Source organism: Actinomadura violacea (assembly GCF_017573465.1).
Lineage (GTDB): Bacteria > Actinomycetota > Actinomycetes > Streptosporangiales > Streptosporangiaceae > Spirillospora > Spirillospora violacea.
In genome coordinates, this window is sequence record NZ_JAGEPF010000024.1 from 77,828 (window position 1) to 90,336 (window position 12,509).

A 12,509-nucleotide genomic window follows, 5' to 3' on the forward strand; every position below is an offset into this window, starting at 1 on the left:
ACGCCCTAGTAGGCGTGCTCGGACATCAGCCGGCGCGACGCCTCGGTGATGCTGCCCGACAGCGACGGGTACACCGCGAACGTGTGCGCGACCTGGTCGACCGTCAGGTGCTGCTGCACGGCGATCGACACGCCCAGGATCAGCTCGCTGGCCCGCGGCGCCACGATCACCCCGCCCAGCACGATCCCCGTGGACGGCCGGCAGAACAGCTTCACGAAGCCGTCCTCGAACCCCTGCATCTTGGCGCGCGCGTTCGTGAACAGCGGCAGCATGACCGTCCGGGCGTTGACGTCGCCGGAGTCGACCATCTGCTGTGTCACGCCCACCGACGCGACCTCGGGGTCGGTGAAGATGTTGGAGGCGACCCAGCCGAGCTTCAGCGGCTGGACCGCCTCGCCGAGCGCGTGCCACATCGCGATCCGGCCCTGCATCCCCGCCACCGACGCCAGCATCAGGATGCCGGTGCAGTCGCCCGAGGCGTAGATGTGCGGAACCGACGTCCGGGAGACCTTGTCGACCTCGACGAACCCGCGCTTGTCGCAGGTGACGCCGACCTCCTCCAGGCCGATGCCCGTGGTGTTCGGCACCATCCCGACCGTCATCAGGCAGTGCGTGCCCTCGACCTTGCTGCCGTCCTCCAGCGTCACGATCACGCCGTTCCCGGACCGCTCGACGCCCGCGGCCCGCGACCGCGACATCACGTTCATCCCGCGCCGCAGGAACACCTCCTGCAGCACCGACGCGGCGTCGGCGTCCTCCGTCGGCAGGATCCGGTCCCGCGACGACACCAGCGTGACCTTCGAGCCCAGCGACAGGTACGCCCCGGCCAGCTCCGCGCCGGTGACGCCGGACCCGACCACGATCAGCTCCTCGGGCAGCTCCGGCAGGTCGTACAGCTGCCGCCAGTTGAGGATCCGCTCCCCGTCCGGCTCCGCGCCGGGCAGCACCCGCGGCGTCGCACCGGTCGCGATCAGCACGATGTCGGCCCGGATCCGCCGCTCCCCGACCGCGACGACGTGCGGCTCCACCAGCCGCGCCTCGCCCCGGACGATCTTGACCTCCTCGTAGGCGAGCCGCTCCGCCACGTCGAACGACTGGGCGCGCGCGAGGTCCTTCACCCGCTTGTTCACGTTGGCCATGTCGACCTCGAGGCCGCCGACGATCCCGTCGGGCCCGCCGCTGAAGCGCAGGCCGAGCCCGGCGGACTCGGACATGACCGCCATGCGGGTCGAGGTGGCGATGAGCGTCTTGGAGGGGACGCAGTCGGTGAGCACGCACGCGCCGCCGGGGCCGTCCCGCTCGATGACGGTCACGTCCGCGCCGAGCTGCGCGGCGACGAGCGCGGCCTCGTAGCCGCCCGGTCCTCCTCCGATGATCACGATGCGGGTCACATCTCCCATTGTTTCCTACTCAGACCAGTGATAAGACCCGCGGGTCCGCGATCCCCGCTCCGCTCCGGTCGCAGCGCCGCGCGTGGCGTAGGCTCGGCCAACGTGGCTCTGTACGCGGCGTACGCCTCCAACATGGACCCCGAGCAGATGGCGAGCCGGGCTCCGCACTCGCCCATGCGCGGCACCGGCTGGCTGACCGGCTGGCGGCTGACCTTCGGCGGCCAGGGCTTCGACGGGGCCCTCGCGACCGTCGTCGAGGACGGCTTCGAGCAGGTCTTCGTGGTGATCTACGACGTCCCGGCCTTCGACGAGAAGGAGCTGGACGGGTGGGAGGGCGCCGCGCTCGGCGTCTACCGCAAGATCCGCGTCCGGGTGCAGACGCTGGACGGCGACGCGCTGTGCTGGCTGTACGTCCTGGACGACTACGAGGGCGGCCTGCCGTCGGCGCACTACCTCGGCATCCTCGCCGACGCCGCCGAGGCCGCCGGCGCCCCCGACGACTACGTCAAGGACCTGCGCACCCGCCCCTGCAAGTCCCTGGGCGACTGACCCGCCCGAAGCCCGGCGAGGCCCCCGCCCGGCGGCGCGCTCCCGCGCGGGTGGGCCGGCGCGGCGCGACGGGCGACCGGAGCGCAGCGAGGATCGCCCGTCCGGATGGCGGCGGTAGTGTCGGCGATGTGAGCAACGACGCTTTTGACCTGGCGCGCGCCGCGGCGGACGAGCTGCGCACGCGCACCTCCATCGACTCCTTCGACGTGGCCCTGGTGATGGGTTCGGGCTGGGTTCCGGCGGCGGACGCGCTCGGCGCGCCGGACGACGAGCTGCCCGTCACGCTGCTGCCGGGGTTCGCGCCGCCCGCCGTGGAGGGGCACGCGGGCAAGGTGCGGATCGTGGAGGTCGGCGGGCACCGGGCGCTGGTGTTCCTCGGCCGGACGCACCTGTACGAGGGGCGCGGCGTGGACGCGGTCGTGCACGGCGTCCGGACGGCGCTGGCGGCGGGCGTGGGGACGGTCGTCCTGACGAACGCGGCGGGCGGGCTGCGGCCCGAGCACCAGCGGGTCGGCGACCCGGTGCTGATCGCCGACCACCTGAACCTGTCGGGGGCGAACCCGCTGACGGGGCCGACGTTCCTGGACATGACCGAGGCGTATTCGGCGAAGCTGCGGGCGCTGGCGAAGGAGGTCGACCCGACGCTGTCGGAGGGCGTCTACGCGGCGTTCCGGGGCCCGACGTACGAGACGCCGGCGGAGATCCGGATGCTGCGGACGATGGGCGCCGACATGATCGGGATGTCGACGGTGCTGGAGACGATCGCGGCCCGGCAGGGCGGCGCGGACGTGCTGGGGATCTCGCTGGTCACCAACATCGCGGCGGGCCTGTCGGGCGAGAAGCTGGACCACGAGGAGGTCCTGGCGGCGGGCCGTGCGGCGGCGGGCCGGATGGGCGAGCTGCTCGGCACCGTCCTGACGAAGCTGTGATGATGAGCGATCTTCGCGGATACGCCGAGGAGTGGCTGGACCAGGACCCGGACCCGGGCACCCGCGCCGAGCTGCGGGCGATCCTGGACGCGGGCGACGACGCGGCCCTCGCGGACCGGTTCGGCGCGCGGCTGGAGTTCGGGACGGCGGGCCTGCGCGGCGAGCTGGGCGCCGGCCCGAACCGGATGAACCGGGTGACGGTGATGCGGGCGGCGGCGGGCCTCGCCGCGTGCCTGCCGACCGGCGGCCGGGTGGTCGTCGGGTTCGACGCGCGGCACGGGTCGCGTCGGTTCGCGCAGGACACGGCGGCGGTGCTCAGCGGCGCGGGGCTGCGCGCGGAGGTGTTCGCCGATCCGGTCCCGACGCCGGTCCTGGCCCATTTCACGCGGTCGTTCGACGACGTCGTCGCGGGCGTGATGGTGACGGCGAGCCACAATCCGCCGCGTGACAACGGCTACAAGGTGTACTGGGCGGACGGCGCGCAGATCGTCCCGCCGCGGGACGCGGAGATCTCCGCCGCGATCGACGCGGTCGGCCGCGTGGACGAGCTGCCGCTCGGCACGGAGTGGACCGTCCACCACGACACCCGCCTCTACCTGGACGCCGTGTCGAGCCTCCGCCTGGGCGACGAACGCGACATCTCGATCGTCTACACGCCGATGCACGGCGTCGGGCGCGACGTTCTCCTCGCGGCGTTCGAGCGGGCCGGGTTCCCGGCGCCGACCGTCGTGCCCGAGCAGGCGGACCCGGACCCCGACTTCCCGACCGTCGCGTTCCCGAATCCGGAGGAGCCGGGCGCACTGGACCTGGCGCTGGCGCTGGCCCGCGACCGGAACGCCGACCTGGTGATCGCCAACGACCCGGACGCGGACCGCTGCGCCGTCGCCGGCCCCACTCCGGACGGCTGGCGGGCGCTGACCGGTGACGAGGTCGGCGGGCTGCTCGCCGAGCACGTGCTGCGGCACACCTCCGGGGACGACCGCCTCGTCGTGACCACGATCGTGTCGTCGTCGCTGCTGGCGTCGGTCGCGCGCGAGCATGGCGTCCGGTCCGCCGAGTCCCTCACCGGCTTCAAGTGGATCATGAAGGCGGGCGGGCCGGGCGACCGGCTCGTGTTCGGCTACGAGGAGGCGCTCGGCTACAGCGTCGGCGACGACCGGGGCGTCCTGGTGAACGACAAGGACGGCATCGGCGCGGCCCTGGCGGTCGCCGCTCTCGCCGCCGAGGCGCGCCGCGAAGGCCGCACCCTGCTCGACCTCCTCGACGACCAGGCCCGCCGGTACGGGCTGCACGCCACGTCCCAGCTGTCGGTGCGGGTCGAGGACCTCTCGCTGATCGCCGGCGCGATGGCGCGGCTGCGCGCGGACCCGCCCGCGGAGCTGGGCGGACGCGCCGTCGAGGCGTTCGACGACCTGTCCGCCGGCGTGGACGGCCTGCCGCCCACCGACGGCCTGCGGTTCCGGCTGGGCGGCGCCCGCGTCGTCGTCCGGCCGTCCGGCACGGAGCCGAAGCTGAAGTGCTACCTGGAGGTCGTCCGGCCGGTGGACGGCGACATCGCGACCGCCCGCGAGCGCGCGGCGGCCGACCTGGACGCGCTCCGCGCGGACGTCGCCGCCGCGCTCGGCCTCACCTGACCGTTCGGTCCTTGCGGGCGAGCCCGGCGTAGTAGTACGCCGACAGCGGGTCGGCCGGGGGCGTGTCGGGACGCCACGCGGCGAGCGGCACCGCCCCCGGCTCCAGCAGGGTCGCGGCGCCGAACAGCGCCTCGAACCGCTCCCGGTCGCGGGAGACGAGCGTGATCCCGGCCGCCCGCGCCGCCTCGCAGGCGGCCGTGAACGCCGGCGGGTCGAAGTCCCCGGTCGGGTGCGAGATCGCGAGGAGGCTGCCCGGCGCGAGCGCGTCCATCAGCCGCGCGACCCACCGCTCGGGACGCTGCTCGTCGGTGAAGTACATCAGCACCGCGACCAGCGTCAACGCGACCGGGCGCGCCAGGTCGAGCGTCCCGGCGAGCAGCGGGTCGGCCAGGATCGCCTCCGGCTCGGCGAGGTCGGCGTGGACGTAGGCGGTCGCGCCCGCCGGGTGCCCGCGCATCAGCGCGCGGGCGTGCGCGAGGACGAGCGGGTCGTTGTCGACGTACACGGCCCGCGCGGACGGCTCGGCGGCCTGCGCGACCTCGTGCAGGTTCGGGGACGTCGGGATGCCCGTGCCGATGTCCAGGAACTGCGTCACGCCCGCCGCGACGGCGTGCCGGGTGACGCGCTCCATGAACGCCCGGTTCGCGCGCGCCATCAGCGGGAGCGTCGGGATCGCCCGGGTCATCGCGTCCCCGAGCTCGCGGTCGGCGGCGAAGTTGTCCTTGCCGCCGAGCCAGTAGTCGTAGACGCGGGCCTCGTGCGCGACCGTGGTGTCCAGTTCTGGGGAGTTCGCCATCGCCCGGCCCCTCGGGAAGCTGATCGCGGTCGCGCACGATCCTGCCATGACCGGCCGAGTCAGGACGCCGGGATCGCCTGTTGCGGCCAGATCGCCCGGTCAGCCCTTCCGCGCGAGCCCGGCGTAGTAGTAGGCCTCGTGCGGGTCGTCCGGGGGCGTGTCGGGACGCCACGTCGCGAGCGGCACCGCGCCCGGCTCCAGCAGCGCGGCGCGGCCGAACAGCGCGGTGAACTCGGCGTGCGTGCGCGACACCAGCGGGATCCCGGCGGCGTTCGCTGCGGCGTTGGCGGCGGCGACCGCCTCCGGGTCGAAGTCGGCGGTCGGGTGCGAGATCGCCAGGTGGCTGCCCGGCGGCAGCGCGTCCAGCAGCGTCGCGACCCACCGCTCCGGCTCCCGCTCCGCCGGGAAGTACATCAGCAGCGCGACGACCAGCAGCGCGACCGGACGCGTCAGATCCAGCGTCTCGGCCAGCAGCGGGTCGGCCAGGATCGTCTCCGGCTCGGTGAGGTCGCCGTGCAGGTAGGCGACGCCCGGGACGTCCTCGATCAGCGTCCGCGCATGCTCGGTGACCAGCGGGTCATTGTCGACGTACACCACGCGCACGGACGGGTCGATCCGCCGCGCGATCTCGTGCAGGTTCGGCGACGTCGGGATCCCGCTCCCGATGTCGAGGAACTGCGTGACGCCCGACTCCACCAGCTGCCGCGTCACCCGCTCCATGAACGAGCGGTTCGCCCGCGCCATCGCGGGCAGCGCGGGGATCGCGCGGATCATCGCGTCGCCGAGCTCCCGGTCCGCCGGGAAGTTGTCGGCCCCGCCGAGCCAGTAGTCGTACACCCGGGCCGGGTGCGCGACGGACGTGTCGAACTCCGGGGAAGCTGCCATGCGTGAGTCCTCCAGCAAGATCGGCTGGCCCGATCCTCGCACCGCGGGCACCGCGGCGGAACGCCGTTGCCCGGACCGGCCAACCGCGCCGTCAGGTCACCGCGCCCACGACCAGCAGCACCACCAGCGCCACCACCGGGACCAGCAGCGACGCCAGCGCCGGCACCGACCACCGGACCGTCCCCGTGGCCGCCGCCTCTTCCGCCTTCGCCTCCGCGGCCCGGTCCGGCGCCCCCGACCTGGTCTTCGCCCGCTGCCGCTCCCGGATCTCGTTCAGCTGCTGCGCCGCGTACGCCGCCGGCGTCCGGCCCTTCAGCGCCGCGCCCGGCACCCGGCTCGCCGCGTCCTTGCGCGCCCGCGCCTCCGCCTTCGCCTGCGCCCGCGGCGAGGTCTGCAGCACCCACGCCCGCGTCACCACCTCCCGCCCGTCCGGCCCGTCGAACCGGACGGTCACCGCGTTCGTCCCCACGATCTCCCGGACCGCGGGCCACGGCGCCCGCGCCTCCCGCAGCGGGTTGCGGACCGTCACCGCCTCATCGTCCCCGAGGAGCGCCGGGCGCAGCCCGACCGTGTAGGCGATGCCGCAGCCGAGCAGCAGCAGCACCCCGATCGTGAAGGCGGTCAGCGAGTACGTGGCGTCGCCGGTGATCCCGAACACCAGGTCCAGGATGTTCAGCCCGGCGAACACCAGCCAGACGTACGCGGCGATGCGTCCGCCGGTGGAGCGAATGGTCATGGCCCGATCATGCCAGGGGCCTGGCGCCGCTCCACTTGAGCTGCGCGAATCCGGGCTTGATCACCCCGTTGATCAGTTCCAGCCGCTCGTTGAACGGCACGAACGCCGACTTCATCGCGTTCACCGTGAACCACTGCAGGTCGTCCCACCCGTACCCGAACGCGTCCCGCAGCTTCGCGAACTCCCGCGACAGCGTCGTCCCGCTCATCAGCCGGTTGTCGGTGTTCACCGTCACCCGGAAGCTCAGCCGCCGCAGCAGCCCGATCGGATGCTCCTCGATCGACTTCGCCGCCCCCGTCTGGATGTTCGACGTCGGGCACATCTCCAGCGGGATCCGCTTGTCCCTGACGTACCCGGCCAGCCGCCCCAGCCGCGCCTCGCCGCCGTCCACCTCGATGTCGTCGATGATCCGCACCCCGTGCCCGAGCCGGTCCGCACCGCACCACTGGATCGCCTGCCAGATCGACGGCAGCCCGAACCCCTCCCCCGCATGGATGGTGAAGTGCGCGTTCTCCCGCTGCAGGTACTCGAACGCGTCCAGATGACGGGTCGGCGGGTAGCCCGCCTCCGCGCCCGCGATGTCGAACCCGACCACGCCGAGGTCCCGGTACCGCACGGCCAGCTCCGCGATCTCCATCGACCGCGCCTGGTGCCGCATCGCCGTCACCAGCGTCCCGACCCGGATCCCGAAGTCCTGCCTGGCCTTCGCGAACCCGTCCAGCACCGCCTCGACGACCTGCTCCAGCGTCAGGCCACCGCTCAGATGCTGCTCCGGCGCATACCGCACCTCCGCGTACACCATCCCGTCGGCCGCCAGATCCTCGGCGCACTCGTACGCCACCCGCGTCAGCGCCTCGACGGACTGCATCACCCCGACGGTGTGCGAGAACGTCTCCAGGTACCGTTCCAGCGACCCGGAGTTGGAGGCCTCCTCGAACCACGCCCGCAGGTTCTCCGGGTCCGTGGTGGGCAGCCCCTCGTACCCGCCGTCCCGCGCCAGGTCCACGATGGTCGCGGGCCGGACGCCACCGTCGAGGTGGTCGTGCAGCAGCACCTTCGGTGCCCGGCGGATGTCCTCAAGAGTCGGCCGATCGTCCATCTCTAGAATCTACTGCCCGCGGACCCCGTCCGACCTCGGCAACTCCCGCCGAACATCCGCCTCAGTGCGCCTTCGCGTACTCCCCGATGTTCCCGGCGAAGTCGAACACCACGCACGGCTCGTCCCCGACGACCCACGCGTCGTGCCCGGGCGACAGCACGAACACGTCACCGGGCCCGACCTCCTGCTCGGCGCCGTCCTTCGTCCGTATCCGCATCCTGCCGCCGACGACGTACCCGTTGTGGTGCACCTCGCAGAGCTCGGTGCCCGCGATGTCCCTGAGGGACTCCGTCCAGCGCCACCCCGGCTCGAACGTCGCCTTGCCGAACACCAGCCCGGACATGTTCACGACCTCCACGTGCCCCCTGGGGAAGTCGCGCCGGTCATCCGGCTTCTCAATGCTCTTGATCTCCATCATGACGATCCCCCCTCGTCATCACCACCCACGCTTCCACCACGCCTGACCAGGGTCAACACCCCCCTTCCGAACACCGAAAGCAGGGTGACACCACGTACACGCCGACCCGCGGTCCCGGCTCCCGCTCCACCCCGACGAGCCGCGCCCCGTACCCCGGGTCTCCCGACTCGATCACCACCTCGGACTCCGGCCCATCGGTCGCGCTCAACGTGCGCCAGCCCGCCGCCACCAGCCGATCCCGCACGTGACCGATCAGCGAGGCGGGCGACGTCCCCGACGGCAGGTCGGCGTAACCGATGTACATCATCACGTACGGGCTGTAGTCGAGGTACCAGAGCTCTCCGGACCGTTCAGGCTCTGCCGGGACGACCGGAGAGACGTCGACGCCGCACGGTTGAGGGCCGACCTCACCGGGCGCCTTGTTCAACTCCGCCCGCCCGGCCAGGCTGTCCGCGATCACCGTCACCAACTCACCCACCCGCGCCGCCGCCACCCTCGGAGACTCGGCCCGCAGACCCCCTGCCTCAGGCATCGGGATGCCGATAACAGTCGGTCTGCAAGTTCGCGTAGACGGTGCGGCCGCCGCGGCCATCGGGCGTATCAAAAGCACTCAGGTGCACGCCCTGCTTTCCGGCCTCGACCCCCGACACGATGCCCGCCGTGTTATGCGATTCCCCGGCTTTCCAGCCGGCGCCCGCTTGCAGGTTTCGCACGAGTGCGTCATATAGCGACCGAGCCTGCGCCTGCTCCTGCACCGGCACGACAACGGAGACACCGAACTCGAACTGATCATAATCGATCTTCCACGGGTCATCTTCCCGCATTTTCACCTTCTTCTTCTTTCGCCAGTCCTCGTAGCACGGCCGGGCCTTCGTCCCGCTGTCGGAGACAGGCTTCGCGGTCAGCGCTCGCAGCATCTCCTGGTGGAGGCGCTCAACTCTGTCACCGACCTCCCTGGGATCCCTTTTCGGATACTTCCCGGTCGCCGCACATCCCGACACGACCGACACGGCACAGGCAGTGATCAGAGCACCATTGACAATCAGAAGAACTTTTGCCACCAAGTTTCCTTCTTCTCTCCCGGACCGCCGTCACCATAAAAAGTGGGATCATTGTTCGGGTCGTTGTCGGCGTAGGTGCCTGCGATCACTCGCGCCTGCTGGTCGAGGCTCGCGCTCGGACCGGCGAAGGTATAGGGATCCCCGTCCGCGCCCCTTTCATTCCAGTAGGCGCTGTGACCATCGCCGTCCGTGATGAGCCGGTGGCCGCCGAACTCCCGATCGCTGGGGACGGTCGGCCATTCGGGTCTCGGGCCGGGAAAGAGCCCCTCGCCGCCGCCCCCGGTGGTGAACGGGCCGCCGTGCCCGGGCCGTCCGATGCTCGGGACCGGATCCCCGGACGCCTCCTGCGAGTAGACGTGCCCGGCACCGATACCGAGATCCGACGCGCGCTCGACCCGCATTCCAGGGCTCCCGGCGACCATGATGTCGTTGACCTGGAGCCTGTCACCCGGATGCCTGGCCGCCTCACCGATCACCGTGGTGCCGTAACTGTGCCCGACCGCGGTCATGTGGCCGTTCGGATTGCCGGCGCCCGCCTGCGCCTCCCGCAGGCCGTCCACGAACCCGTTGAGCTTCGGTCCTCCGGCGTCCGCATAGTTACCGAACGGCGCGTCCTTGACGATGTCGTCGGGAGCGTCGTACCCGAGCCACGCGATGCTCGAAACGGGCCCCTTCGAGTAGATGCCTGCGGCCTCGTGCAGGTTGAAGGCTCGGTTCATGCTCTTCGGGAAGCCATCGAGGTTCTCCGTCGTCCCGGGGACGTAAACCGAGGTGTTGGTCGCTGTGTCGGGATTACCGAAAGCCACGATCGCACGACCATCGGAGCCCTTGCCGTCCCTGCGTTCGGCCTTTTCCATCGTCGTGAAGTCGAGGCCGAGGAGGTAGAGGTCTTGGCCCTTCCGCTCGTACTTCGTGATGGCGTCGTTCAGTTTGGTCAGCCGGTCGAGGCCGCGCTTCTCGAAAGGAGTAAGGCCGCCGCCCTTGGCCTGCAGTTCGGTGAGTCGGCTCTCCAGCCGGTTCCGATTGGCCTCGTTCCGGTCCTCCGACGGGATGCCGTCCATCCAGCCCACCTTCTCCGGGTAGGCGTCCATCATGAGGTGCCGTTGCTCCTCTGGAAGGTTCTTCCACCGGGCGGCGATGCCCTTCGGGTCCTTGACGCCCTTGGGCGGGATGTTGTTCTGGTCGAAGCCGGCAGTCCCGCGTCCTTCTGAAGCTGGGACAGCGGATTCCTGGCATCGAGTACCTGCGGCCCGTGCAGAGCGGCAGCGATTTCGTTGTCGGCTGCCGTGGCGTCCTTGACTGCGGCGGCCATCTCGCCTTGGAGATTCCGCGCCACCTGCTGGAGTTCCTACCAGCTCGCAAAACGGGGCGGCAGCGCCTCCGGATAGTGTATGGAGCCGTCGGGCCCGACTTTCAGGTAGTTGCCCTCCGCCTTACCGATCGCGTCGTTCAGCCGGCGCTGGGCCGCCGCGAACTTTCCCTGCGCACTGTTGAGGACGCTGGCGATCGCCGCTCCCTCACCGGCGGACACACGGATCCGGGGCCGCACCGGCAGAAGCGCTCCCATGGCCGCTTCGGCGTCCTTCCCCTGCCACCTCGCGCCGCGCACACCTTGGAGGAACCTTTCCTGGTAGGCGTCCTCTGCCTGCTCAAGAGTTCCACCTGCTCGCGCCAGGCCCGCCAGGCGGCGTCCAGCTCGCCGATCTTCGCGTTCCGCAACTGGCCGAAGGACACCATCCTCAGCGGACTCCCGTACGGATCTGAGCGATCCTTCTCTGGATCTCCGTCTCGGCCCACTGACGGTTCGTGGCGCTTCTCGTCACCGCATCACCGAGGAAGGCCGAGCCGTCGGAGTGCCTGCGACCACTCGGTCGAGATCCTCCGCATCGCCGCCCCGGCGGCCCAGCCTTCCCCCAAGGCCGCCGCAGCTTTGTCCGTGTCGCCAGGAAATGCCCGTGCCGCGTTGCGGACCTGCGACTCCATCTCAGGAATCGCCTTCGCCGCATTGCGCAGCGCGGTCGGATCCATCGCCGAGGTGCCGGCCCCTCCAGGCCCGACGCGGGGCCGGTGAGACACGCCGTGCCGGGTTCGGTGGAGCCGGGTTGTAGGTGGTGTTAAGCAAATGGTGGATCGAGTTCTCGGTCACGCCCATGCTCCCTTTCACGTACAGGCCGACACAGATGATGTCCAAGTGTCATGAGGCGGTCAAGTGAGTGCCGAGAAGGGCATGAGTTACCACTTATGCCGCAACACTCACATGGCAGCACCACCTGCACGAACACTTCGGCCATGTACGCCCACGCGCGTTAGGCGCCATGAGCGCCTGTCGCGCGCACCCGGCCACTCCCCCCAGGTGCGTCAGGGATGGACGAGATGCTCGTTGGCCAGGGCGACGGCCTCGTCAGCGAGGTCACGGAGGCGGGGCTCACGGGCCGCTGCCGCCCGGGCCAGCCGGGCGACGTCGTCGACCCAAGCGCCGGTCGCCCGGTCCGGCGAGCCGATACGGGCGAACCCCCGGTCGATGAGGCCACGGGCATCGTCGGGACGGCGCCGCGCAACGGCCTTCACCGCGCCGATCGCGTTCGCGAGCGCGCTGGTCGGACGCGACCACTCCCCGTCCCTGGCGCGTGCGCGCGGTTCGTCCTGGTCATAATCCTCGTCCACTGAACTCGCACGCACCGACAGATCGAGCCGCCAGAACAGCGGGACGTCACGGAACCGCACGAAGACAAGTCGGCGCCGGTCAGAGTGAAGGAAGTCCGGATCGAAACGCACATCCGCCACCGGTTGCACTTCGTTCAGGACGACGCGAAGAGACTCCAAGCTCGAATTGAACCGGGCGTCAGGGACGATCCATTCCACGTCGATATCGCTGTAGGCGTCCGCCGTGCCGGCCGCGAGCGATCCCAGAAGTGCCGTGCGAGAACCGTCGCAGCTGCCTTCCAGCGCCGCCCGGACCTGAGCGGCCAGCCTGTCGCGTTCGTCCACGCAGATCCCCCGTCCAGACCGTT

General features: G+C 71.1%; 14 protein-coding genes. 3 read left to right on the forward strand and 11 right to left on the reverse strand.

Annotated elements, in window-relative coordinates; genetic code table 11:
- Positions 1 to 5 precede the first annotated feature (5 nt).
- A complete protein-coding gene (locus tag J4709_RS35540) occupies positions 6 to 1,391 on the reverse strand; it encodes an NAD(P)H-quinone dehydrogenase (protein WP_208247590.1) in 1,386 nt (461 codons plus the stop codon).
- 102 nt (positions 1,392 to 1,493) lie between these two features.
- On the opposite strand from J4709_RS35540, the gene J4709_RS35545 reads away from it, so the two are divergent.
- The 3 genes from J4709_RS35545 (at position 1,494) to J4709_RS35555 (ending at position 4,503) form a co-directional block, all read left to right on the forward strand.
- The gene (locus J4709_RS35545) at positions 1,494 to 1,940 is read left to right on the forward strand and encodes a gamma-glutamylcyclotransferase family protein (RefSeq protein ID WP_208247592.1); all 447 of its coding nucleotides are present in this window, start codon (positions 1,494 to 1,496) and stop codon (positions 1,938 to 1,940) included.
- Between the two features lie 128 nt (positions 1,941 to 2,068).
- The gene (locus J4709_RS35550) at positions 2,069 to 2,869 is read left to right on the forward strand and encodes a purine-nucleoside phosphorylase (protein ID WP_173098708.1); all 801 of its coding nucleotides are present in this window, start codon (positions 2,069 to 2,071) and stop codon (positions 2,867 to 2,869) included.
- The gene (locus J4709_RS35555) at positions 2,869 to 4,503 is read left to right on the forward strand and encodes a phospho-sugar mutase (protein WP_208247594.1); all 1,635 of its coding nucleotides are present in this window, start codon (positions 2,869 to 2,871) and stop codon (positions 4,501 to 4,503) included. Before J4709_RS35550 ends, J4709_RS35555 begins: the two co-directional genes overlap by 1 nt.
- On the opposite strand, the gene J4709_RS35560 is transcribed toward J4709_RS35555, so the two are convergent.
- From J4709_RS35560 to J4709_RS35605, 10 genes are all read right to left on the reverse strand, one after another.
- Positions 4,496 to 5,299, reverse strand: a complete 804-nt coding sequence (locus J4709_RS35560; RefSeq protein WP_208247596.1) for an SAM-dependent methyltransferase — start codon at positions 5,297 to 5,299, stop codon at positions 4,496 to 4,498. The genes J4709_RS35555 and J4709_RS35560 overlap by 8 nt on opposite strands.
- A 99-nt stretch (positions 5,300 to 5,398) precedes the next feature.
- Positions 5,399 to 6,184: an SAM-dependent methyltransferase gene (locus J4709_RS35565; protein WP_208247598.1), complete on the reverse strand. Its 786-nt coding sequence runs from the start codon at positions 6,182 to 6,184 to the stop codon at positions 5,399 to 5,401.
- Between the two features lie 91 nt (positions 6,185 to 6,275).
- Complete coding sequence (locus tag J4709_RS35570; RefSeq protein WP_208247600.1) at positions 6,276 to 6,920, reverse strand: PH domain-containing protein; 645 nt, start codon at positions 6,918 to 6,920, stop codon at positions 6,276 to 6,278.
- A gap of 7 nt (positions 6,921 to 6,927) precedes the next feature.
- Positions 6,928 to 8,019 (reverse strand): adenosine deaminase, encoded by a 1,092-nt coding sequence (locus J4709_RS35575; protein WP_208247601.1) that lies wholly within the window; start codon positions 8,017 to 8,019, stop codon positions 6,928 to 6,930.
- Positions 8,020 to 8,080: 61 nt separating this feature from the next.
- Positions 8,081 to 8,437: a cupin domain-containing protein gene (locus tag J4709_RS35580; protein ID WP_208247602.1), complete on the reverse strand. Its 357-nt coding sequence runs from the start codon at positions 8,435 to 8,437 to the stop codon at positions 8,081 to 8,083.
- 52 nt (positions 8,438 to 8,489) lie between these two features.
- Positions 8,490 to 8,903 (reverse strand): hypothetical protein, encoded by a 414-nt coding sequence (locus tag J4709_RS35585; RefSeq protein WP_208247603.1) that lies wholly within the window; start codon positions 8,901 to 8,903, stop codon positions 8,490 to 8,492.
- 58 nt (positions 8,904 to 8,961) lie between these two features.
- Entirely contained in the window at positions 8,962 to 9,498 is a 537-nt protein-coding gene (locus J4709_RS35590; protein WP_208247604.1) for a hypothetical protein, read from the reverse strand.
- Positions 9,480 to 10,592: an alpha/beta hydrolase gene (locus tag J4709_RS35595; RefSeq protein WP_208247605.1), complete on the reverse strand. Its 1,113-nt coding sequence runs from the start codon at positions 10,590 to 10,592 to the stop codon at positions 9,480 to 9,482. Before J4709_RS35595 ends, J4709_RS35590 begins: the two co-directional genes overlap by 19 nt.
- Before the next feature lie 254 nt (positions 10,593 to 10,846).
- Positions 10,847 to 11,065 carry a hypothetical protein gene (locus J4709_RS35600; RefSeq protein WP_208247606.1) on the reverse strand — a complete coding sequence of 73 codons (219 nt, stop codon included), beginning with the start codon at positions 11,063 to 11,065 and terminating at the stop codon, positions 10,847 to 10,849.
- Between the two features lie 791 nt (positions 11,066 to 11,856).
- The gene (locus J4709_RS35605) at positions 11,857 to 12,486 is read right to left on the reverse strand and encodes a hypothetical protein (RefSeq protein WP_208247608.1); all 630 of its coding nucleotides are present in this window, start codon (positions 12,484 to 12,486) and stop codon (positions 11,857 to 11,859) included.
- Positions 12,487 to 12,509 lie beyond the last annotated feature (23 nt).

Excerpts from the sequence above, each read along its gene's own strand:
- J4709_RS35555 (WP_208247594.1), top strand. The coding sequence starts at position 2,869 with ATGATGAGCGATCTTCGCGGATACGCCGAGGAGTGGCTGGACCAGGAC.
- J4709_RS35560 (WP_208247596.1), bottom strand. The coding sequence starts at position 5,299 with ATGGCGAACTCCCCAGAACTGGACACCACGGTCGCGCACGAGGCCCGC.
- J4709_RS35565 (WP_208247598.1), bottom strand. The coding sequence starts at position 6,184 with ATGGCAGCTTCCCCGGAGTTCGACACGTCCGTCGCGCACCCGGCCCGG.
- J4709_RS35570 (WP_208247600.1), bottom strand. The coding sequence starts at position 6,920 with ATGACCATTCGCTCCACCGGCGGACGCATCGCCGCGTACGTCTGGCTG.
- J4709_RS35575 (WP_208247601.1), bottom strand. The coding sequence starts at position 8,019 with ATGGACGATCGGCCGACTCTTGAGGACATCCGCCGGGCACCGAAGGTG.
- J4709_RS35580 (WP_208247602.1), bottom strand. The coding sequence starts at position 8,437 with ATGATGGAGATCAAGAGCATTGAGAAGCCGGATGACCGGCGCGACTTC.
- J4709_RS35595 (WP_208247605.1), bottom strand. The coding sequence starts at position 10,592 with ATGATGGACGCCTACCCGGAGAAGGTGGGCTGGATGGACGGCATCCCG.
- J4709_RS35600 (WP_208247606.1), bottom strand. The coding sequence starts at position 11,065 with ATGGGAGCGCTTCTGCCGGTGCGGCCCCGGATCCGTGTGTCCGCCGGT.